This is a genomic window from Lentzea aerocolonigenes, from assembly GCF_000955955.1.
Lineage (GTDB): Bacteria > Actinomycetota > Actinomycetes > Mycobacteriales > Pseudonocardiaceae > Lentzea > Lentzea aerocolonigenes_A.
In genome coordinates, this window is record NZ_JYJG01000330.1 from 1 (window position 1) to 21887 (window position 21887).

At 69.3% G+C, this 21887-nt stretch carries 21 protein-coding genes; 8 read left to right on the forward strand and 13 right to left on the reverse strand.

What is annotated here, in order from left to right:
- Positions 1-11: 11 nt before the first annotated feature.
- A complete protein-coding gene (locus UK23_RS35795) occupies positions 12-1016 on the reverse strand; it encodes a hypothetical protein (RefSeq protein WP_156213638.1) in 1005 nt (334 codons plus the stop codon).
- A 150-nt stretch (positions 1017-1166) separates the two neighbouring features.
- Between UK23_RS35795 and UK23_RS35800 the strand changes: the two genes are divergently transcribed.
- Both UK23_RS35800 and UK23_RS35805 read left to right on the forward strand, forming a co-directional pair.
- Entirely contained in the window at positions 1167-1391 is a 225-nt protein-coding gene (locus tag UK23_RS35800) for a hypothetical protein (RefSeq protein ID WP_156213639.1), read from the forward strand.
- A 54-nt stretch (positions 1392-1445) separates the two neighbouring features.
- Positions 1446-4031 (forward strand): LuxR C-terminal-related transcriptional regulator, encoded by a 2586-nt coding sequence (locus UK23_RS35805; protein ID WP_045316187.1) that lies wholly within the window; start codon positions 1446-1448, stop codon positions 4029-4031.
- A gap of 122 nt (positions 4032-4153) precedes the next feature.
- Here UK23_RS35805 and UK23_RS35810 read toward each other — a convergent pair whose 3' ends face one another.
- From UK23_RS35810 to UK23_RS35830, 5 genes are all read right to left on the reverse strand, one after another.
- Entirely contained in the window at positions 4154-5194 is a 1041-nt protein-coding gene (locus UK23_RS35810; protein ID WP_045316206.1) for a glycoside hydrolase family 88 protein, read from the reverse strand.
- An 872-nt stretch (positions 5195-6066) separates the two neighbouring features.
- Positions 6067-8058 (reverse strand): NAD-dependent DNA ligase LigA, encoded by a 1992-nt coding sequence (gene ligA / locus UK23_RS35815; RefSeq protein ID WP_045316188.1) that lies wholly within the window; start codon positions 8056-8058, stop codon positions 6067-6069.
- A 46-nt stretch (positions 8059-8104) separates the two neighbouring features.
- A complete protein-coding gene (locus UK23_RS35820) occupies positions 8105-8578 on the reverse strand; it encodes a DUF6653 family protein (RefSeq protein WP_045316189.1) in 474 nt (157 codons plus the stop codon).
- Positions 8568-9149 (reverse strand): TetR family transcriptional regulator, encoded by a 582-nt coding sequence (locus UK23_RS35825; RefSeq protein ID WP_045316207.1) that lies wholly within the window; start codon positions 9147-9149, stop codon positions 8568-8570. Before UK23_RS35825 ends, UK23_RS35820 begins: the two co-directional genes overlap by 11 nt.
- Before the next feature lie 32 nt (positions 9150-9181).
- The gene (locus UK23_RS35830; RefSeq protein ID WP_045316190.1) at positions 9182-9412 is read right to left on the reverse strand and encodes a hypothetical protein; all 231 of its coding nucleotides are present in this window, start codon (positions 9410-9412) and stop codon (positions 9182-9184) included.
- A gap of 55 nt (positions 9413-9467) precedes the next feature.
- Here UK23_RS35830 and UK23_RS35835 point away from each other — a divergent pair, with 55 nt between their 5' ends.
- From UK23_RS35835 to UK23_RS35845, 3 genes are read left to right on the forward strand one after another with little or no spacing between them, the layout of a single operon-like run.
- The gene (locus UK23_RS35835; protein ID WP_231114831.1) at positions 9468-10481 is read left to right on the forward strand and encodes a pyridoxal-phosphate dependent enzyme; all 1014 of its coding nucleotides are present in this window, start codon (positions 9468-9470) and stop codon (positions 10479-10481) included.
- Positions 10478-11587, forward strand: coding sequence for an ArgE/DapE family deacylase (locus UK23_RS35840; protein ID WP_196778043.1), 1110 nt, complete (start codon positions 10478-10480; stop codon positions 11585-11587). The genes UK23_RS35835 and UK23_RS35840 overlap by 4 nt, the downstream gene beginning before the upstream one ends.
- A 48-nt stretch (positions 11588-11635) precedes the next feature.
- Positions 11636-15193, forward strand: coding sequence for a helix-turn-helix domain-containing protein (locus UK23_RS35845; protein ID WP_052685365.1), 3558 nt, complete (start codon positions 11636-11638; stop codon positions 15191-15193).
- A 3-nt stretch (positions 15194-15196) separates the two neighbouring features.
- Here the strand turns inward: UK23_RS35845 and UK23_RS52160 are convergent, their stop codons facing one another.
- The 3 genes from UK23_RS52160 to UK23_RS35855 are packed head-to-tail and all read right to left on the reverse strand — an operon-like array spanning position 15197 to position 15976.
- Positions 15197-15337, reverse strand: a complete 141-nt coding sequence (locus UK23_RS52160; protein WP_156213640.1) for a hypothetical protein — start codon at positions 15335-15337, stop codon at positions 15197-15199.
- Between the two features lie 8 nt (positions 15338-15345).
- Positions 15346-15594 (reverse strand): WD40 repeat domain-containing protein, encoded by a 249-nt coding sequence (locus UK23_RS35850; RefSeq protein WP_045316191.1) that lies wholly within the window; start codon positions 15592-15594, stop codon positions 15346-15348.
- A gap of 7 nt (positions 15595-15601) precedes the next feature.
- Complete coding sequence (locus tag UK23_RS35855) at positions 15602-15976, reverse strand: MerR family transcriptional regulator (protein WP_045316192.1); 375 nt, start codon at positions 15974-15976, stop codon at positions 15602-15604.
- 214 nt (positions 15977-16190) lie between these two features.
- On the opposite strand from UK23_RS35855, the gene UK23_RS35860 reads away from it, so the two are divergent.
- The 3 genes from UK23_RS35860 (at position 16191) to UK23_RS35870 (ending at position 18220) form a co-directional block, all read left to right on the forward strand.
- On the forward strand, positions 16191-16889 hold the full coding sequence (locus UK23_RS35860; protein ID WP_231114832.1) for a GNAT family N-acetyltransferase: 699 nt from the start codon (positions 16191-16193) through the stop codon (positions 16887-16889).
- On the forward strand, positions 16889-17107 hold the full coding sequence (infA, locus tag UK23_RS35865; RefSeq protein WP_045316194.1) for a translation initiation factor IF-1: 219 nt from the start codon (positions 16889-16891) through the stop codon (positions 17105-17107). The genes UK23_RS35860 and infA overlap by 1 nt, the downstream gene beginning before the upstream one ends.
- A gap of 93 nt (positions 17108-17200) precedes the next feature.
- Positions 17201-18220 carry a glycoside hydrolase family 5 protein gene (locus UK23_RS35870; protein WP_082115250.1) on the forward strand — a complete coding sequence of 340 codons (1020 nt, stop codon included), beginning with the start codon at positions 17201-17203 and terminating at the stop codon, positions 18218-18220.
- Here UK23_RS35870 and UK23_RS35875 read toward each other — a convergent pair.
- Genes UK23_RS35875 through UK23_RS35890 form a run of 4 tightly spaced genes read right to left on the reverse strand, consistent with a single transcriptional unit; the run spans position 18174 to position 21824 of the window.
- Entirely contained in the window at positions 18174-19166 is a 993-nt protein-coding gene (locus tag UK23_RS35875; protein ID WP_156213641.1) for an acyltransferase family protein, read from the reverse strand. The two genes, UK23_RS35870 and UK23_RS35875, sit on opposite strands and share 47 nt — an antisense overlap.
- Positions 19163-20116 (reverse strand): D-alanine--D-alanine ligase family protein, encoded by a 954-nt coding sequence (locus UK23_RS35880; protein WP_045316196.1) that lies wholly within the window; start codon positions 20114-20116, stop codon positions 19163-19165. Before UK23_RS35880 ends, UK23_RS35875 begins: the two co-directional genes overlap by 4 nt.
- The gene (gene alr, locus UK23_RS35885) at positions 20113-21222 is read right to left on the reverse strand and encodes an alanine racemase (protein WP_052685366.1); all 1110 of its coding nucleotides are present in this window, start codon (positions 21220-21222) and stop codon (positions 20113-20115) included. Before alr ends, UK23_RS35880 begins: the two co-directional genes overlap by 4 nt.
- Positions 21207-21824 carry a M15 family metallopeptidase gene (locus UK23_RS35890; RefSeq protein WP_045316197.1) on the reverse strand — a complete coding sequence of 206 codons (618 nt, stop codon included), beginning with the start codon at positions 21822-21824 and terminating at the stop codon, positions 21207-21209. Before UK23_RS35890 ends, alr begins: the two co-directional genes overlap by 16 nt.
- Positions 21825-21887: the final 63 nt, after the last annotated feature.

Below are 21887 nucleotides of genomic sequence, written 5' to 3' on the forward strand. Positions count from 1 at the left end.
CCGCTGCACAGTCATGACCGCACCAGCGCGAGCGGCACCCGGCACAGGCCGCCGATGTCCTCCACGGGCGCGGACGCGGTGCCGGAGGTGATCACGTGCACGCGTGTGTCGCTGAGCAACGCGGCGCGCACCGCCACATCAGCGAGGAGGCCGCAGCGACGCGTCGGCGACCAGTCACGGGCCACATCCGTTGGCGCGAGGCCGTACCAGGCGGTCGCGGTGACGTCCTCCGGGTAGCCGACCAGCAGATCCTCCAGCCTGGCCTCGGCGATCGCGGCGAGGGTGTCGTCCACTCCCTCCACGGACAGCTGCCTGGCGCGGCCGCGTGAGTTGAAGTCGTCGAGCACGCCCTCTGTCCACGAACGGGCCGCGGCAAGGGTTTCGGCGGCGACACGGCTCGGCGTCAGGTCCGTGCCGGTCCAGCGGACGACGACGTCGCGGCGGACGGGGGCGGGCAGCGCCTCCCACAACGCGCCCACCACCTCGTCCTCCCCCGCGACCACCAGCAACCTGGCCTCGTGCCGGTCGAGCATCTCGGCGCACGCGGCAGCGGCGGACCTGACTCCTTGCCGCCACGTCGGTGCCGGATAGCTGAGCACCACGCGGCGCGCGTCTCCCGCGACCAGTTCCGCGCAGTCGCGTCCTGCGGTCATGGCCACGCGCGCCGGGCGTTCCTGCAGCCACGCGAGCAACGGCAGCACGTGCGCCGGGGAGCTGTACCAGGCGAGGTCCAGATGGCGCAGTCCGGGCGTGTGGAACACGCGTGCGGGCAGCTCCTCGCCCGCGAAGGCCACGAGCGTGTCGGCGGACGGGTAGGCGGCACGGGCTCGGCTCAGCACCTCTCCGACCGTGTCGACCAGCTCGGCTCCGGCGCCGTCGCACCGCAGCTGGTCGGCCAGGCGGATCCAGCGCGCCCGCCAGCCGCGCAACGGACTCGACCCCAGGTACACGGACGCGACGGGACGTGCGGGGCGCACCACGTCGACGAGATCACGCAACACAAGTCGGCAGCTCATGAGCCACAGGTTCGGCGGGCGGGCATCCGCGCTGCTTCACCCGGCACAGGTGATCCACCTGTCCCGAGCCGCGCGGGTACCGCCCGCCGCGGGGGAGGCCGGGTGGTGACGTACGCGTGCAGCCTCGGGACGCGGAGGAGGTGACCGATCTTGAGCCGTCGACCCGACCGCTCCCGGTCCCGGCGCGTCGTGCTGGCCGTGGCCGTGTTCTTCGCAGTGTTCGTCACCAGTGGAGACGAACACTGCGGACCACCCACCGGCACGTTCGCCGCCCTCAGCCTGCTGCCTCGGCTGATGGGCGTGTTGGCCCGTGGGCTCGTGCTGATTTCCATGGCTGACAAGGACATCGAGTTCGAATGCCCGCCACCGGGATGATGCGGTTCGATCACGCGATCATGCCTCGACAACTCCATCGGGAGACATACAGCGATGTCCGACAGTTCGGAGTGCGACCCGTCCGGTCCCGAGACCAGCCAGGCGAAGCTGCGCGTGCCGGCGTCCGCGACCCCATTGGTGCCGCGTGACCACCTGCTATCCACAGTGGACGATCACGTGCAGTCCGCGCCGGTCACCGTCGTCACCGGGCCGGCGGGCTGCGGCAAGACCACGCTGCTCGCCGAGTGGGCGCGGCGCCGCGAGGACCGGATCGCGTGGCTCACGCTCGACGAGCACGACAACAGACCAGAACGGCTGCGTGCGGCGATGCGCGACGCTCTGGCGTTGAACAGCGGCATCCCTTTGGCCGAACCGGGTTTCTCGTCCGCGGTGATCGCGGCGTTCGACCAGGCGTCGGTGTGTCTGGTGCTGGACAACGTGCACGAGATCCACGATCCCGAGGCGTTGGCCAGCATCGATCTCCTGTTGAGGCAGCCGCCGGACCGGCTGCGCCTGGTGCTGCTGGGCAGGTTTCCGCCGCAGCTGCATCTCGCGCGGCTGCAGTTGGAGGGACGGCTGCGGGAGATCCCGCCGGATTTGTTCGCGTTCACACGCGCGGAGACCTCCGCGCTGCTGGCCGCGCACGACGTGCGGCTGTCCGGGGACGACGTCGATTTGCTGTTGCGGCGCACCGAAGGCTGGATCGGCGGGTTGCGGTTCGCGGTCATGAGCCTGGGCACGGCCGGAGCGCGGCCGGACGAGCTGTTGATGTTCGAAGGCCTGGACCAGGTCGTGAGCCGGTACCTGGGCGAGGAGGTGCTGGGCCGGCATCCGCAGCCCGTGCGCGATCTGCTCGTGGCGACCAGCGTGTGCGACGCGGTGAGCGCCGACCTGGCAGGAGCGCTCACCCGGCATCCCAGCCCCGGCCTGGTGCTCGACGCGCTGGACCGCACCAACTCGTTCGTCAGCAGGCTCGATGCCGCGCCGGAGTGGTATCGCTGCCACCCGGTGCTGCGCGCGCATCTGACCGCGGAGCTGCGCAGGTCGCGGCCTGGGGATGAGACCGCGTTGCACCACACGGCTGCGCATTGGTACCACCGCAACGATCAGCCTTCGGTCGCGCTGCCGCACGCGTTGCGCGCTGGTGACGACCAGCTGACGGCCGACATCGTGGAGCATTCGGTGCTGCCTGAGGTGTTGCGGGAGGGCAGCGCGGGGATGTGGGCCGTTTTCGATGCGGTGCCGGACCACGTTCTGGCGCGGCCCCAGGTCGGGGTGGTGGCGGCGCTCGTCGCGATGGACGCGGGCGACCTCGCGGCGGCCGATCGGGTGCTGGCGGGGCTCGGCGGGGAGCTGCTGGTGTTGCGGCAGGACCGGGTGCGGGTGCTGCACGCGGCCGCGTTGCTGCGTCGCGGACGGTTCGACGCGCACGTTTCGGAGGCGCTGCGAGTGATGGCCCGCACCGCGTCAGGGCGCGGCGGCGCGGACGCCGAGGTGGCCGCGTTGCTCAACCGCGGGGTGGCGGCGTTGCTGTCCGGTGACCGCTTGGGTGCGGAGGACGATCTGGTGCGGGCCGCCGCGATCGCGCGGGCCGAGCGGTTCGATCACGCGGTTCTCGACTGTCAGGTGCATCTCGCGGCGTTGACCAGTGCGTGCGGCGACCTCCAGGCGGCGGCGTTGCAGGCTTCTGAGGCGTTGTCGTTCGCGGAGGAGAGGGGCTGGCAGTCGCACTTCGTGTGTGCGCTCGCCTATGCGTTGCTCGGGGTGCAGGCCTACCTGGGTCTGGACGACGACCGTGCTGTCGAGTTCGCCGGCCGGGCCGTGCACGCGCTGGGTGATCGTCCGGATCCGGCGACCGGACTAGCGGTGTCCACTTTGGACGCTGCGGTGTCGTTCCCGACCGCAGGTGATCCCCGTGCGGTGGTCGGGCGCGTTCGCGCCCAGTGGCAGGACGTCGCCGAACGCCAGGTGATTCCGCCTGTTATCGCTCACATCGCTCCCGCCGTGCAGCGCATCGCGTTGCGCTCGGGCGACGAGCAGTGGGCCACCCTGATGGCCGACCAGATCGAGGCGATGTTCGGTCCGTGCGGCGAGCAGGCGGTGTTGCGCGCCGTCGTGCACACCCACCACTCCCGCGTGAGCCAGGCGCGCAAGATCGTCGGCCCGCTGCTGTCCGGTGATCTCCCCGCCGTCGCCGCACCGACCGTCGTCGACGGCTGGCTGCTCGAAGCCGCGCTGGTCGACCGCACGGGCGATCAACGCCGCGCACACGAGGCCGTCACCCGAGCGCTGGCCGCCGCGGAACCCGTCGGCGCGCTCAGGCCGTTCTTGAACGCGGGCAGGCCGATCCGCGACCTGCTGGCCCGCGGCGCCGGCCGGTTCGGGAAGCTCGAATCCTTCGCCACCACCACGATGACAGCGCTGCCCGCCGCGTCGACGGCTGTCGTCGACGTGCTGACGGGCAGGGAACGCGACCTGCTCCTCGAGCTGCCGTCCATGCGCACCACCGAGGAGATCGCCGACTCGCTGTTCGTCTCCGTCAACACGGTGAAGACGCACCTGCGCGGCATCTACCGCAAGCTCGGCGTGAACCAGCGCCGCGACGCCGTGCTGGCCGCGCGTCGACTAGGCCTCATCTAGTTTGGCCCCTTGGGTTGCTCGTTTCCGAGCCCCACACTTGATCCACGTCAGTTCGAACGGCACCCCCGGTCATGCGCTGTCTTCGTGCTGCGCACGACCGGGTGGGGTGCCGCCATGTTCCTTCAGATCTTCGCGACTTCCGAGGAGGCCAGCAGGAACGCGCCCACGCCGAAGTTCGCGGTGTCGTTGCGGTTGATGGGCTGGTGGTCGGACGGTTGCGAGCCCATGCCCTGGACGTAGCCGAGCCTGCCGTTGGATTGCAGGGCTGTGCGCAGCATTCCGTCCCAGGCCTTCATGGCTACCGGACGATATGTGGTTGCGCTGAGGTGACCGGACCTGACGCCCCAGGCGAGGCCGTAGGTGAAGAACGCCGTGCCGCTCGTTTCCGGGCCGGGGTAGTTGTTGGGGTCGCCGAGGTTGACGTTCCAGAAGCCGTCACCGCGCTGGACTTTCGCTATCGCCGAGGCCATCTTCTGGAAGTCCTGCAAGTAACTCGCGCGGTAGGGCGAGCTCTGCGGCAAGGCGTCGATCGTCTTGGCCAGTGCCGCGATGGCCCAGCCGTTGCCCCGGCTCCAATAGATGTTCTTGTTGACGAACTTGCCGTCGCGCCACCACAACCCGTCGTTCCACAGCCGTTGGCGGGTCCAGCGGTAGAGGCGGTCTCCGTAGTCGGCCTTGTTCAGCCGCGCGAAGATCGGCATCGCCATGTGCAGCGCGTCGACCCACCACCAGTAGTCGACCTTGCCGGTCGCGATGGTGGCGTCGATCTCCTTGACGATGGCTGCTTTCCGGCGCGGTTCCGGGTTGTCCTCGTACAGGTCGAGGTACGCCTGCCCGGCGGCCTGGTGGTCGGCGAAGTGCGGGTTGCCGCTCGAGCTCTTGAGGCCGAAGTTGTGCCGGTTCGCCCAGCTCAGCGAGTAGTCGCGGTACTTGGCGTCTTTGGTGGCCTTGTACAGGGCCATGACGCCGCTGTGCAGGGTCGCGTCCTGCCAGTCGTTGCCGCCCAGACTCTGCGTGCGAATCCAGTAGTCCGCGGCCGCCCGCCCCGCGTCGAGGGGCCCGGCCAGGGCTTGTGTTCCGGCCAGGGCTTGTGCTGGTGCCGTCCCGGGGCCGATCAGTGGCAGGGCTGTTGCACCGAGCAGGAACGAACGCCGCCTCACCATCAGGTTCTCCAACCTGTGACATGGGCGGCGTCGCCTCCATTAGAACTGGCGATCACCCTGCCGGACCAGAGTTTCCGGAGATCCCGGTACATCCGTTCGGTGGTGAGCGACCACACAGATCACCTCGGAAACACTTGAGCACCCCACCCCGTTATAGCTACTGGTTGGTGCGGTTCAGGTCCCCCGGGCCTCACCCAAACAGCCTTCGCGGAAGACCGTTCGGCTGGTACCGCGTCGTGCCCCTCGCCGAGAGGCGACCCCCGTACCAACCATCACAGCCCGCCTTCAGGCCGTCGAGGCCTCCCCCGACGACGGCCTGGAGGCCTCCCGCACCACCAAGCCCACACCCGTGGGCAGACCTCGGCGCGCCCACAACCGCGGGTACGCCCCTGGCTCGCTCTCAGCCCGTCGCGTCCTCCCCCAGCGACGGTCTAGGAGCTTCCCGCTTGCTCTCAGCCCGTCACGTCCCCCGGCGACGGTCTGAGAGCTGCCAGCTTGCTCTCGGCCCGCCACGTCCCCCGGCGGCGGGCCTGAGAGCTGCCGCGCTTGCCCCCAGACCGCCACGTTCTCCCCCGATGGCGGCCTGGGGGCATCCTGCGTTTGCCGCCCGACCGCGTGCCCGCAGCGGGTGAGGCACCACACAGATCCCTTGGAAACAAACAGGATCCAGGTGCCGTTGAACAGTCTGGTCGGTGCGGTCCAGGTCCCCCGGGCCTCAACTACATCGCCTTCGCGGAAGACCGTTCGGCTGGTACCGCGTTGTGCCCACCGCCGAGAGGCGACCGCCGCACCGACCACCTCACAGACTCGCCCTCAGGCCGTCACCTGTCCCCCCGACGGTGGCCTGAGGGCGTCTTGCTCTGCCGGCAGCGTCAGGCGATGCCCGCGTCGATCAGCACCTTCCAGATCTCGCCCTGGTCGACCACTTCCACGCCGAGCTTCTCGGCCTTTGCCGTCTTGGCCGCGCCCACGTTGGCGCCCGTGATGAGGAGGTCGGTGGTGGCGGAGACCGAGGAGGCGGCGGTGGCGCCGGCTCGTTCGCACATCTTCTGGAAGGTCGGGCGGGCAACCTTCTCGCCTGAGCGCGGGTCGGCGAGCGAGCCGGTGATGACGACCGACTTGCCGTCCAGAGGGGCGCCGGCCACCACCTTGGGCGGCAGGTCCTCCTCGCGGACGTCCAGGGAGACGCCGCGTTCGCGCAGGCGCTCGATCTCCGGGCGCAGGCGGGCCAGGTGGGCGGTCAGGGACTCGGCCACCTTGGCGCCGATGTCCTCCACGGCTACCAGCTTGTCGACGCCCGCGTCGGCTACCTCTTCCAGGGAGCCGAAGCCTGCTCGGCAGAGGCGGGCGGCGGTGCCTTCGGAGGCCATCGGGATCGAGAGGCCGATCAGGGCTCGGCGCAGGCCCACGGAGCGGCTGCGGTCGATGGACTCGATCATGCGGGTGGCGGAGACCTCGCCCACGCGGTCGAACTCGAGCAGCCGTTCCTTGGTGAGCGTGTAGAAGTCGGACGGGTTCACCAGGTCGCCGGTCTCGGCGAGGCGTTCGATCCAGACCTGGCCGATGGCGTCGATGTCCGCGCCGGCCCGGGACGACCAGTGGATCAGGCGGCGCACGGTCTGGGCCGGGCAGACCGCGTTGGTGCAGAACAGCTCGCGGCTGTTGCCCTGCTCCGACAGCGGCTGCGCGCACGACGGGCACGAGGACGGCGGGACGATCTCGCGCTCGGAGCCGGTGCGCTTCGAGGCGTCCAGCACGCCTGCCACGAACGGGATCACGTCGCCCGCGCGGCGGACCAGGACCGTGTCGCCGATCTTGATGCCGCGGGAGCGGATGACCTCCTGGTTGGCCAAGGTCGCGCGGGTGACGGTGGTGCCGCCGACGAAGACCGGTTCGAGCCAGGCCACCGGAGCGATCTTGCCGGTCTTGCCCACGTCCCAGACGACGTCCAGCAACACCGTCGTCTTCTCCTCGGCCGCGAACTTGTAGGCGATGGCGCCGCGCGGCGAGGACGACCTGGTGCCGGCGGCGGCGAACGCGTCGCGGTTCGCCAGGCGCAGGACGGCGCCGTCCAGGTCGTAGTCGAGCGTGTTGCGGGCCGTTTCGATGCCCTCGATGACCGATTGCGCCTCAGCAGCGGTAGAGCAGTGACGCATCTCGGCCACGCTGAAGCCGAGCTTGCGCAGACCCGCGTCGAGGTCGGAGTCGGCGCTCTCCGGCTCGGTCGTCAGGTCGAAGGCGAAGAACTGCATCCGGCGGCCCTCGACGGCCTTCGGATCCTTGGCGCGCAACGTGCCAGCGGCCGCGTTGCGCGGGTTGATCAGCGGCTTGTCCGGGTGCGCGGCGTTGTAGGCGTCGAACGTCGAGCGCAGCATCACGCACTCGCCGCGCACCTCGACCCGGCCCGGCGCGTCGACCTTGTCCGGCACGCCGTCGCACAGCGCCCGAGTCAGAAAGGTGACGTCGTCGCCCGTCGTTCCGTCGCCGCGCGTCACGGCGCGCGCCAGCCGGCCGTTCTCGTAGACCAAGGACAAGGACAGGCCGTCGAGCTTCGGCATGACGACCACCGGCTGACCGGGGAACCGGGCGAAGAACGCCTCGACCTGCTCGGGCTTGTTCGCCTTCTCCAGCGACAGCATCGGCCGCGAGTGCCGCACCGGCGCGTGCAGCACCGACGGCGCGCCCACGTGGTCGAGCGGGTTGTCCGCGGGCGTCAGATCGGGGTGCGCAGCGATCAACGCGCGCAGCTCGTCCTCCACCGCGTCGTACTCGGCGTCGGCCACCAGCGGCGCGCCCTGGTAGTACGCGTCGCGCAGCTCCACGATCCGCGCGGACAGCTCCTGAATCCGGTCCCCAGCACTCATGGGGTGGACGGTACCGGGCGGTACCGACAATTCCGTGCAGTCGCGCTCAAGCCCTGTTCAGGCGCTCGTAGAGCCACCCGAACCGGTCAATCCGCCACAGCTGCGCGACCACCACGAGTACCGCCCCGGACACCGTCGGCCACACCGCCAGAGCGATCATCCCCCACAAGATCAACGCGAAGCCCACCGAACCCAGCGACACCAGCAACCGCAGCACCGAACGGTGGTCCGGCGGCACCAACGACCGGTTCTCGAGCCACAGACGCTCCCCGTAGATCCCGCGCTCCGTCCAGCTGCGCGGCTCGGAGACCGGCGGAAACGCCCGCGGGTTCACGATCAGCCAGACGACCACCAGACCAACCGGAACGAGACACCACCAGCCGATCCACGCCCGGCTCCAGATCGCGAGCAACATCGCCGGAATCGCCGCGAACCGCGTCCACACGCTCCACGGGTTCGCGTGCCGCCGCCACGCCTCGTCGTCCATCCGGAAGAACCGCGCCACACCCTCAACGTCCATTGTGGACCTCCGAGTACGCCGAAAGGAACCGGTCGTCGGCGAACAGCCCGTGCGTCAGCATCTCCAGCCCGGCCACCGCACCCCGCACCGCCACCGGGACCGAGGCCGGATCACCCCCGAGCAACCGGCCGACCTGCTCCCCCAACACCAAGGGCGCCAACAACCACGACACATAAGTCACCGCCCGGGCACGCACATCAGAGCAAGGCCGCACCCACCCCTCAGCCTCTCCCCCGGCCAGCCAATCCTCGGTGCGCGAGACGATCGAGTCGAACAACGCGGAAGCGCTGGGAGTGCCGTCCAGGAGCGAACGAGCCAGATAACGACGAACCGGCGTGGCAGCCGACAGGACCTCCCCGAGATCACCCTCGGCGGAGAAGCCGTCGAGCACGTACGAGTCGCACGCGTCCCGCAGCCCGTCCTTCGACCCGAAGTGGTGCAGCACCAGCGCCGCCGACACCCCCGCGTCGGCCGCCACCGCCCGCACCGATGTCCCCGCCACCCCGTCAGCACCGAAGCGCGCCAGCGCAGCGTCCCGGATACGGGCACGCGCGGTGAGATCTGAACGCATGTTCAGAGTATTGAACACTTGTTCAGCGAAAGCTAGTCCCGAGGGCCTCGCAGCGTCAGGACCACCCGCAACACGTACTCGACCGCCGCCGGGAACACCGCTCCCCTCAGCTCGTCACGATGCGCCAGGGTCTGTCCGGCGAACTCGAGCATGCGCTCCGGACCCACCCGGCGGACCACCAGCGCGGCGACCTCCTCCAGGTCGAGTCCGGGATTGTCGAGGCGGGTCAGCGCGAACTCGACGATCAGCTCCTCCTCGGTCACCGGCACCTCCTCCAGGTCGACTCGTCGAATTTTCTCACCGATACAGGTCGAAAACATGCGCTGGACCGACGATCGGCGCCACCGCACGCTGGTCCTCATGAAGTTCTCGCGGCCAACAGCCTGGAAGTGCCCGCCCGCGCCGGCGAACGTCCGGGACTTCCACGCACGCCTTCCCGGCTACGCGCCCACACCGCTGACCGAAGTCCCCGCCCTCGCAACGGAACTCGGGGTCGGCCGGTTGTTCGTCAAGGACGAATCCTTCCGGCTCGGCCTGCCCGCTTTCAAGGGTCTCGGCGCGTCCTGGGCCGTTCACCAGGTGCTGAAAGACCAAATCGGACAGGTCACCCTCACCAGCGCCACCGACGGCAACCACGGCCGCGCCGTCGCCAGGATGGCACGGACCTTCAACCACAAAGCGCACATCTTCGTGCCGCGCACCGTTCCCGAGCACGCCGTCGAAGCGATTCGAGGCGAACACGCCGAGGTCACCATCGTCGACGGCACCTACGACGACGCGGTCGCCATGGCCGCGAAAGCCGACGGAATCCTCGTCCAGGACATGGGCCTGCCCGGCTACGAGGAGATCCCGGCCTGGATCGTCGAGGGCTACAGCACGCTCTGCGCGGAGATCGACGAGCAACTCGAAGAACAACCCGACCTGGTCGTCATCCCGGTCGGCGTGGGGTCGTTCGCCCAGGCCGTGATCACCCACTACCGCAGCCGCGACACCCGTACCGAGCTCATGTCGGTAGAACCGGACACCGCCGCCTGCGTCCTCGAAAGCCTGAAAGCGGGCGAGCTCAGGACCGTCCCCACCGGCGACACGATCATGGCCGGCCTCAACTGCGGCACTCCGTCGAGCACCTCCTGGCCGTTCCTGCTCAACGGCCTCGACGCCGCCGTGTCGATCTCCGACGCCGAATGCGCTCGAGCCGTGAAGGACCTGCACGCCAACAACGTCCACTCCGGACCGTGCGGAGCGGCACCGCTCGCCGGACTCCGCGCCATCCGGAACGAGTTCGACGACCTGAACACCGTCGTTCTCATCAGCACCGAAGGATCCCGGTGAACCCACGCGACCTGCTGGCCGAGCTGATCGCCATCGACAGCGTCAACCCCGACCTCGTCCCCGGCGGCAACGGCGAGACCGAGATCGTCGACTTCTGCACCGAATGGTTCAAACGCAACGACTTCGAGGTCCACCGCCTGGAGCAACGGCCGGGCAGACCATCCCTCGTCGCCGTCAAGAAGGGCACCGGCGGCGGCAAGTCGTTGATGCTCAACGGGCACATCGACACCGTCGGCACCGCGAGCTACGACGGCGACGCGCTCAAGCCGGAGGTCGAGGACGGCAGGATGTTCGGCCGCGGCGCGTTCGACATGAAAGGCGGTGTGGCGGCGATGATGGTCGCCGCCGCCAAAGCGACCGAACGCCCGCTCAGGGGTGACGTCATCGTCGCGTGCGTGGCCGACGAAGAACACGGCAGCAAGGGCACCGAGGAGGTCCTCACCAGGTTCACCGCCGACGCCGCCATCGTCACCGAACCGAGCCACCTCGAAGTCACCCTGGCGCACAAGGGTTTCGTGTGGTTCGACGTCACCGTCGAAGGCAAGGCGGCCCACGGTTCACGACCAGAGCTCGGCGTCGACGCCATCGCCAAAGCCGGCCACTTCCTGGTGGCGCTGGAGCAGTTCAGCCCCACCACAGAACACCATCTGCTCGGCAAGGGCACCATCCACGCATCGCTGATCAGCGGCGGTGAGGAAGCCTCCACCTACCCGTCGAGCTGCAAGATCACCCTCGAACGCCGCACGGTCCCCGGCGAGACCCCGGCACAGGTCGAAGCCGAACTCACCGCGATCCTCGACCACCTCACCGCCACCGTCCCGGACTTCCGGGCCGAGCTCACGAGAACCCTGGCCAGAGACCCGTTCGAGGCCGACCACGACGCCGAGATCGTCAAAACACTCATCGCCGGCCTCGGCACACCCCCGGTCATCCGCGCGGAGCCGTTCTGGACCGACTGCGCCCTGCTCGACCAGGCAGGCATCCCCTGCCTGCTGTTCGGCGTCGACGGCGCGGGCGCCCACGCGGCCACCGAGTACGTCGACCTGGCCTCCCTCGACCGCCTCACCGAGATCCTCACGGGCACCATCACCGACTTCTGCGGGTGAAACGCGAACGTCAGCCGGACGAGACCGCTCGTCATTAGATTCCGGTGAATGCCACGGAAGGAACGTCCACTCGACGCGGGCGACTCGGCGGTGCTCACGTTCGCACGCGAGCTCAGGTCGTTGCGGGAGAGGGCGGGCAAGCCCACCTACCGCGAGCTGAGCTCCGTGACGCACTACTCGGAGGCGGCGCTCTCGCAGGCCGCCGGCGGGCGCAAGCTGCCGACGCTGCAGGTCACGCTCGCGTACGTGCGCGCGTGCGGCGGCTCGGAGGAGGAGTGGGAACGCCGCTGGTACGCCACGGCCGCCGACGAACCGCAGCCCGAACCCGACGCGGCTTCTCCGTACGCGGGCCTCGCCGCGTTCCAGCAGGAGGACGCCGACAGGTTCTTCGGCCGCGCTGACCTGATCAACCGGCTCGAGAGCCTGGCCGCCGAGCACAAGACCGTCCTGGTCGTCGGCGCGTCGGGTTCAGGCAAGACGTCGCTGCTCAGAGCCGGTCTGATGCCTCGGCTGGGCGACAAAGCCGTGCTCTTCACGCCAGGCCCGAACCCGCTCGACGAGATCCCCACCAGCGCTGACGTGCTCGTGGTCGACCAGTTCGAGGAGATCTTCACGCTGACCGACGACCGCGAAGTCCGCAGGCGGTTCGTCGAACAGATCACCGAGCGCCGAGTCGTGCTGGGCGTACGGGCGGACTTCTACGGCCACTGCACCGACTTCCCCGCCCTGGTCAACGCCATGGGGACCGCACAGCTCACCGTCGGCCCGATGACCACCGACGAGCTGAGAGCAGCCATCATCCAGCCCGCGCGCACGACCGGACACGCCGTCGAGACCGCGCTCGTGTCCGAGCTGGTCGCGAACTGCGCCGAGCACGCGGGCGCGCTGCCGTTGCTCTCCCACGCCCTGCTGGAGACCTGGCACCGCCGCAAGGGCAACACCCTGACGCTGCAGGGGTTCCGCGCCGCAGGAGGGTTCGAGGGCGCGCTGACCCGCACGGCCGAGTCGGTCTACGCAGGCCTCACCGGACGCCAGCAGGAAGTCGTGCGGGAGCTGTTCATCCGGCTCACCGCGGTCGGCGACAACACCGAGGACACCAAACGCCGCATCTTCCGCACCGAGCTGGACGACGAGCCCGAGGCCGCGCTCGTCCTCGAAGCCCTGACCACGCACCGGCTCGTCACGGTCGACCAGGACAGGATCGAGATCACCCACGAGGCGTTGATCCGCTGCTGGCCGCGGCTCAAGGAGTGGCTGGCGGCCGACCGCGACGGCCTGCGCGCCCACCGCGACCTCGTCGAGTCCGCCGCCGTCTGGGAGTCGCTCGACCGCGACCCCGGCTCGCTCATCCGCGGCACCCGGCTCGCCTCGTTCCGCTCGTGGCTCGCACAACCACCGCACCCGCTGAGCGCCCGCGAACGCGCGTTCCTCACCGCGAGCCTCACCGCGGAGTCCGCCGAGCTCGCCACCGCGCGGAAAAGCCGCCGAAGACTCCAGCTGTTCGCAGCCCTGCTCGGCGTGCTCCTCATCGCCACCACCGGCGTCAGCATCGCCGCACTTCAGGCCACCTCCGAGGCGACCAGGGAGCGCAACACCGCGATCTCGCAGAAGGTCGCCCAGGACGTCAGGCGCCTCCGTTCCACCGACCCCGCGCTGGCCGCCCAGCTCGCGCTCGCCGCGTACCGGCTCTCCCCCACGACCGACGCCCGCAGCGCGCTCCTCAGCTCGTTCACGCCCTCCTACGCCACGCGCCTGACCTACCACCACGACCACGTCAACGCCGTCGCGTACGCACCTCAACGAAAACTCCTCGCCAGCGCCGGCAAGGACCGCAAGGTGCAACTGGTCGACGTCAGCGACCCGCACCACCCGCGCGAGACCTTCACCCTCACCACCCACACCGACAACGTCACCAACGTCGTGTTCAGCTCTGACGGCGCGTTGCTCGCCACGGCCGGATGGGACCGCACGGCGCGTCTGTGGGACACCACCACCGGCAACCCCGTCGCCGTGATCAGCCACTCCGACCAGGTCAACGCCGTGGCGTTCAGCAGCGACAACAAGATCCTGGCCACCGCGAGCGCCGAGACGGTCCGGTTGTGGGACCTGACCAACCCGCGCGAGCCACGCCGAATCACGGAGTTCCAGAACTCCGGCAGGGTCATCTCGATCGCGTTCAGCCAGAAGGACCCGCTGCTCGTCGCCGGAGCCTGGGACGGCACCGCACGCGTGTGGAACCTGGACGGCACCCACCGCGACCTGCGCGGCAAGGGTCCGGTGAACGCGGTCGCGATCAGCCCCGACGGCCGCCGGATCGCCACGAGCAGCGACCGGGCGATCCAGGTCTGGCCCACCGACGGCGGCGAACCGCAGCTCCTCAACGGCCACACCGACGTGGTGCGCGGCCTGGCGTTCAGCCCCGACGGCCGCCTCGCCAGCACCAGCGTCGACCGCACGGTCCGCATCTGGGACCAGGGCGACCCGCTCGTCCTCACCGGCCACACCGCCCCGGTCGTCGGCGCCGCGTTCATCGGCAACGGCCTGGCCACCGCGAGCGACGACAACACGGTCCGGCTGTGGGACCTGCCCGGCGACCTCATCCAGGCACACAGCGACTCGGTGTACTCAGTGGCGACCAACGGCTCGTTGATCGCGACCGGCAGCTACGACCGCACGGTCAAGCTCTGGCAAGACGGCCGCCTCAAAGCCGTGCTCAGCGGTCCCCAAGACGCCGTGAACACCGTCCGGTTCTCCCCCGACGGCCAGACCCTGTACGCCGCGAGCGCCGACCACCGCGTCCACCGCTGGACCATCGCCGGCACACCGCTGCCCGCCCTCGAAGGCCACACCGACGCGGTCAACACGCTGGCAGTCAGCCCGGACGGCAACCTGATCGCCACCGGCAGCACCGACCGCACCATCGTCCTGTGGGACGCGAGGTCAGGCTCCTCGCTGGGCACCCTCCCAGGCCACGCGGACTCGGTCGAGTCCCTCGCGTTCAGCCCGGACAGCCGCCGCCTGGCCAGCGGTTCCGGCGACTTCAGCGTCCGGATCTGGGACGTCGCGAGCGGCGACGTCGTCACGCACCTGTCCAACCAGGGCCACGCGGTGAAGTCGGTCGCGTTCAGCCCGGACGGCACCAAGCTGGCCACCGGTGGCACCGATTTCGTCGTCCGCGTCTGGGACCTCGCCACCGGCACCCCCACCGAGCTCACCGGCCACACCGACACCGTGCACGCCGTGGCGTTCTCCCCCGACGGCAGAACGCTCGCCAGCGCGAGTGCCGACCACGACGTGCGGCTCTGGCAGCTCGACGGCCCGCTCGCCACCCTCTCCGGCCACGCCGAACGGGTCTACGCGCTGGCGTTCGCCCCCGACGGAACCCTGCTCAGCGCGGGCGGCGACCGCACGGTCCGCCGGTGGGAGACCGATGCCGCGCACGCCACCCGACGCGTGTGCGCCACGGCCTCCCCACCTCTGACGACACCCCCGTCTGCCCGGACTAGGACGACCTCGGCAGACCCACCTCTTCGCATCTCATGGGACCTGTCTAGCCGCCTGGAATTAATCACGTTCGAGGTCAGCGCGTTGAACAACAAATCTTGAACATCAGGGGCAGGGCGGCCGGAACTCCACGCCCGGCAGGTACCGGTCCCACTCCTCGCGGGTGATCCGCGGGTGGGCCAGCGCGCAGATCCGGTGTGCCACCCGCTCCGGGTTCACGGTCCAGAGCCGGGTGGTCCGGTCCATGCCCGCGCTCACGGCCGGGGACGCCGGGGTTCGGCGACATCCCACAGCCGCACCGTCATGTCCGCGCCCGCCGTCGCGAGGGTCCTGCCGTCCGGGCTGAACGCCATCGCGTCGACCTCCGCTGCGTCCAGCTCGATCGGCGGGCGACGGGTGCCGGCGAGCGACGACGTCGTCACCAGGTTGTCGACGTCCCACAGCATCGTGGTCGTCTCCTTGCCGGCCGCCGTGGTGACCAGCTTGCCGTCCGGCGAGAACACAGGCAGCCTATGGAGTGAGCCGCCGCTTGAAGTCCGGGCACTCGATCAACGGCTCGTGCGTGCACGTCGAGGCGTGCTCGAGGCTGTCGCGCATGCGTTGCAACCGGGCGATGTCCTCGTGCAGCACCGCGACCTTCTCGGCCATCTTGGCGCGCAACGCGGTGTCGCCGGGCGTGGCGACCAGGAACCGGCTGATCTCCGCGATCGAGAACCCGGCCCGGCGCGCGCAGTTGATCAGCTCCAGCCGGGACAGCACCTCGGGCTCGTAGGTGCGGCGCAGTCCGTTGCGGCCGCTCGACGTGAGCAGCCCCTTCTTCTCGTAGAACCGCAGAGCCGACGGCGCGAGGCCCGTCTTCTCGGCTACTTCGGCGATGTCCAGCACGCAGTCAACACTAAGTGCAGGCGAGATTAATCCAGTGGACGCGACGATCAGACGCGTCTACCTTGCTCCTCGGCCGTGGCTTCGACTTTGGAGGTGAGTACCCATGAACACTGTTTCGATGTGGGTGCTCCCCAGGTCGTCACGGTTGGGCGGCTAGGGGTCCGCCCGGAGCACCTTCGGTGATGTTTCCCGGAGGATGAGTACTTTGGATTCTTTGGTTTTGGCCCGTGTCTCGGACAACTGCTGGCACGCAGTCGGCGATGACCGGGTGATCGGCCGCGGAGAGGTGTCCGCGAGGCCCGATGGCCGGCGGTTCCTGAGCATCGACGTGTGGCGTGACGACGTGTTCGGGCGGTTGGCCGAGACGATGCTGCCGGTGTTGCCGAAGCCGCTGTACACGGTGGTCGACGAAGCCGATGCCGAGTCGGCGGACCTGTGGCGCGGGGCGGGCTTCGAGGTCCGCCGCAGGGAATGGGAGTGCCTGATCCCGACGCGGCCGGCCGGGCCGTCGGACGTCGCGGTGATCTCGCCGGACGAAGAGCCGCTGGCCGAGCTGGACCGCGTGATCCGCGCCGAGGTCGACTGGCAGGAGATGCCCGCGGAACTGCTGGGGCCTGGAGTGGTGGACCCGTCGTTGTACTCCGTGGCGGTGCAGGACGGCAGCTATGTCGGGATGATCCGCGTGACCCATGTGAATCGCCTACCGCGCATCGGCCTGATCGCGGTGCGCGCGGACTCACGCCGTCGTGGTGTCGGGCGCGCTTTGCTCAGCCACGCCTTGGGTTCACTGCACAACCGCGGCGTCAACACGGCCTCGGCCGAGTTGAACGAGACGAACACCGCCGCGCTGGCGTTGTTCGGCGAGTTCGGCGCGCGCCGGGTCGGCAGCAACCTGGAACTGGTGTTGCGCTGATGGCCAAGACGGGAATCGAGGTCGAGGGCACCGTCGTGGAATGCCTTCGTGACGCGAAGTTCAAGGTGGAGCTGGCCAACGGGCACCACGTGCTCGCCCACATCAGCGGCAAGATCCGGCGCAACTACATCAGGATCCTGCCGTTCGACCGGGTCCTGGTCGAGGTGAACCCATACGACCTCGACCGCGGCAGGATTCTCTTCCGCTATCGCAACTAGTGATCTTGATGTTCTCCGAACACGACCCGAATCGCTTCCGGTTCTGAGTCCGGCAACGTACTGCCCCGAACGTTTCCTTGAGAGGGGTAGAACATGAAGCTGAGACGGGTGGTTTTCGGTCTGACGACCGCGGCGGTGCTGTTGGCGGGCACCGCCGCGGCGTCGGCGGCCGCACCGGCACGTCTCTCCGTGTCCGGGTCGAACGTCGTGGATCCGGCGGGGAACCCGATCGTGCTGCGGGGGTACAACTGGGGGCAGTGGGGCACGGTCCAGCCGCAGGACCCCGGTGACAACGCGGCGGCGGGCGCGAACTCGGTGCGGATTCCGCTGCGCTGGTGGGGAGAGTGGAAGGACGGGGTCGACAGCCGCGACCCCGATCCGGGCAACCCCAGCCACATCGACGCCGCGCACCTCGCGCTGCTGGACCAGACGATCAAGCAGGCGAGCGACGCGCACCTGTGGATCACGCTGTTCGTCGACTCGGACTACGGGCAGGGCGCGGGTGGGCGGCCTGACAACTTCTGGACGAACCCCGTGATGAAGCAGCAGTTCAAGGAGGTCTGGCAGTTCCTCGTGCGGCGCTACAAGACCACGCCCTACATGGGCATGCTGGAGATCCTTCCTGAGCCGAAGCCGATCGGGCAGAGCGACGCGCAGGTGAGGGCGTTCTACGACGAGATGACGCTCACGATCCGCGGGATCGACAAGCGCACGCCGATCGTGGTGGGGCCCAACGACAACTACAGCTGCAGCCACCTCGAGGGCGCCTACACCACGGTCGACCCGAAGATCGTCTACACCTGCAACTACTTCATCTTCGACAACCCGCTCAACCGCATCAAGCTGATCACCGACTTCCGCGCCGCGCACAACGTGCCGGTGTGGATCAACCAGGTCGGCATCGAGAGCGGTGACGTGGACGCGAAGACGAAGGCGCGCACCGTGCTGCAGGCCTTCGAGGACAACAACATCGGCTGGGCGTGGTGGACGTACCGCATCAGCGGCACGAACCCGGACACGCACGGCATCTACTACGCCGACCCGAACGAGCCCGACGGCTGGCACCTCAAGCCGGCGTGGCTGGCTCTGGTGAACGGCTTCCTCGTCGCATGACCGGTTCCTCGACGTAACGCCAGCTGAGCGCCGCCGCCACGACCGTGAGCACCGCCGCGACCGGTCCGGCGGCGGCGCCCAGCTCCGGGCGCAGCCACAGCGTCAGCGGGTAGTTCCACAGGTAGGCGCCATAGGAGAGGATTCCCAGCGCCACCAACGGTTTGACCGGTGTCGCGACCTGTTCCCACTTCGACCAGACCAGCAGCAGCACCGCCGTGCAACCCGCGATCGCCGGGCCCGCGACGAGGTAGGTGAGTGCGCTGCCCCGCAACGGGATCACGGACAGGGCCACGATTCCGGCGAGCGCGATCGGGACGGCCCACTTCGGTGCGCTGGTCAGCTTGAGCCTGGTGGCCGCGCCGATCACGAAGCACACGAACCACGACGTCGGCAGCGCGTAGGCGTTGTCGGCGTTGGGCCACAGCCATATCAGCGTCGCCGTGCAGGCAGCGAGCGCCGCCAGTGCGGTGACCGCCAGTGCCGCGCCCGTCCGGTTGCGCACCCATGCGAACGCCAGCAGAGCAGGCCACAGCAGGTAGAACTGCTCCTCGGTGGCGAGCGTCCAGCTGTGGAACGCCGCCGGGCTCACCCCGCCGATCGGCAGGTTGCCCGTGAACGTCACCAGCACGATCGCGGTCCTGAGCAGCTCGTCGCGCTCACCCAGCGGGTCGAAGACGAGCGTGACCAGCGCGAAGACGACTGTGAGCGCTATCAACGCGGGCAGCAGCCTGCGCGCCCTGCGCAGGTAGAACCGTTTGAAATCGACGCGTCCCTTGGTGCTCAGCTCTCGGCTGAGCACGCCGGTGATCAGGTAGCCGCTCAACGTGAAGAAGACGACCACGCCGACCACACCGGCACCGGGGAACACGTCGGGGAACGCGTGGCGCAGCATCACCAGCAGAATGGCGATGCCGCGCAACACGTCCAGTCCGGCGATGCGCTTCACCGCATCGCTCCCCTGACCAGCTTGTCCAGTAGGTCCGAATAGGACAGTCCGACGGTCGCGAACATCTTGGGCACCTGGGACTCCGCCGTCATGCCCGGCATGGTGTTGACCTCGTTGAGCACGAGGCCGTCGTTCGTGAGGAAGAAGTCGACTCGTGCCAGTCCACGGCACCCCAACGCCTCGTAGACGCGCAGTGCCGCATCTTCCAACGCCTTGAGCTCGATGTCGTCCAGCGGCGCCGGGATGACGAACTTGGCGCTGCCGTCGTACTTCACGGTGGTGTCGAACAAGCCCGGCACCTGGATCTCCAGCGGCGGCCCGGTCCGGCGGCCTTCGTCCGGGTCGTCGAGCACGGCGATGTCGATCTCCCGGCCGTGCAGGACCTCCTCGATCAGCACGCGGTCGTCGAGCTGCAGCGCCTGGCTCACAGCGGGTTCGAGATCTGCCTCGCGCTCCACGAGCTGCACGCCGAAGCTCGACCCCGCCGCCACCGGCTTCACCACGACAGGGCCGGTGAAGTCCACAGTGGACGCGTTGGTGACCAGCCGGGCCTTCGCGGTGCGCACTCCGACCGCCTCCGCGACCAGCTTGGTCGCCCACTTGTCCATGGCCAGAGCACCAGCCCTGAGCGGCGAACCCACGTACGGCACACCAGCGAGTTCACACAGTCCAGCGAGGGTGCCGTCCTCGCCGAGCGGCCCGTGGACCAGCGGCAGCACGACGTCGCAGCTGGCGATCACGTCGAGTGCGGCCGCGAGACTGCCCGCTGCCAGCGTGTCGAGCACCTGGCCGTCCGTTCCGTGCCACCTGCCGTCCCTGCCGATGGTCAGCGACACGGCCTCGTACTTGGCCGGGTCGAGCGCCTTCCGCACCGATGCCGCCGAGGCGACCGACACGTCGTGCTCGCAGTTCTGCCCGCCGCCGATCACGGCGACCCGGATCCCCCTCATCGCACAAACCTCCGCACCCGCGCCCCGATACCCGTCACGATCTCGTGCGGGATCGTTCCCGCCCACCGAGCCCAGTCCCCCACCGTCGGCTCGCCGTCATCCCCTGGTCCGAACACCACAGCCTCGTCTCCCGGCAGCACCGGGTCGTCCTCCACGTCGACCACGACCTGGTCCATCGAGATCACCCCGACGACCGGCCGGCGACGTCCGCCCAGAAACACCTCCGCGCGGCCAGAAGCCGCGCGCGGCAAGCCATCCGCATAGCCGACCGGCAGCAGCGCCAGCGTGGTCGCGCGCTCGGTCACGTGCCGATGTCCGTACCCCACCCCGGTTCCCGCGTCGACCCGCCGGACCTGGACCACTGGCGCGGTGAGCCGCAACGCGGACCGCAGCCGGGTGGTGCCGGACGGGTCGATCCCCACCAGACCCGCGCCGATCCGGATCATGTCCAGATGCGTGCTGGGGTCCGTCAACGCCGCGCTCGTGGCGGCCAAGTGCCTCAGTTTCGGCCGCAAACCGGCCTGCCGCGCCATTTCCACGCCCTGGATGAGCGCTCGCCGGCCAGGACCGTTGGCACCAGGCGTGTCCGCGCACGGCAGGTGCCCCATCACGCCGACGACCGTGATCTTCCCGGCCAGTTCCGCTTTGCGAGCCGCCGACATCAACGCCAGCCACGAGTCCGGCGAGGCGCCGTCGCGTGCCATCCCGGTGTCGAGCTGGAGGTGCACGCGCACCGGCCCTGCCTGTTCGATCACCGCGAGGTGGTGCGGGCTCGGCACGCTCAGGTCGATGCCGTACCTGGCCGCGGTGCGCACGTCGACGTCGACCGGGTTGAGCCAGCTGAGCACCGGAACGTCCACACCGGACTCCCGCACCGCGACGCCCTCGGCCAGCGAGGTGACGCCGATCCACGTCGCGCCGGCGGCGACCGCAGTTCGTGCGGCGTCGCCGAGCCCGTGCCCGAACCCGTCCGCCTTGACCACGGCCATGACCTCGCCGCGGGTCAGCTCGACGAACCGCCTCGTGTTGGCCGCCACCGCACTCAGGTCCACGGTCAGCCGTGGTTCGGCCGACGCCTGGCGGATGCTCGTCACGAGCGCGCCCACGCAGGCACCTCCACCGGTCCGTAGAGGGCGTGGTCGGCGCTGGTCATCAGGGCCCAGTAACGGTCGCCGTACGACCAGTGCCACCACTCGGTCGGGTAGTTCACCAGTCCGGCGCCGCTCAGCGCGTCGGCCAGGATCGTCCGGTTGCGCTGCGCCTCCGCGTCGACCTCGGCGTTGAAGAAGCACCTGCCGTCGCTCTGCTCGGGGGTGTCGTCGATCTCGGTGCCCATCCACAGGTCGTCGCCCCGCTCGTCGACCAGCGTCAGGTCCACGGCAGCGCCCGCGACGTGCGGCGCGACGGCCAGCGGAGCCACGAACCGACTGGAGAGGCGGTCCAGCTCGACCCCATCGGCCGTCGGGTGGAGCTCGCGCAACTCGTCGGTGTACCGCTCGATGATCGCGTTCTGGTCGGCGATGCTGCGGTGCCCCTCGACCACCCGCAGGTCCACACCGGACGGCAGCGCGTTGCGCGCGTCGACGAGCCTGAGCGCCAGTCCTTGCCTGACCAGCACACCAGGCGCGAATATCAGCGGTACCAACGGATCTTCGTTGTCGAGCACGCGAACGGCGCGCACGACCGGATCAGCCAGCAAGATGGTCATGCGGCCAACCTAGGAACGCTTTCTCCGCGCGAACTCCTCCTCAAGGTCAACCCCGGACGCCGA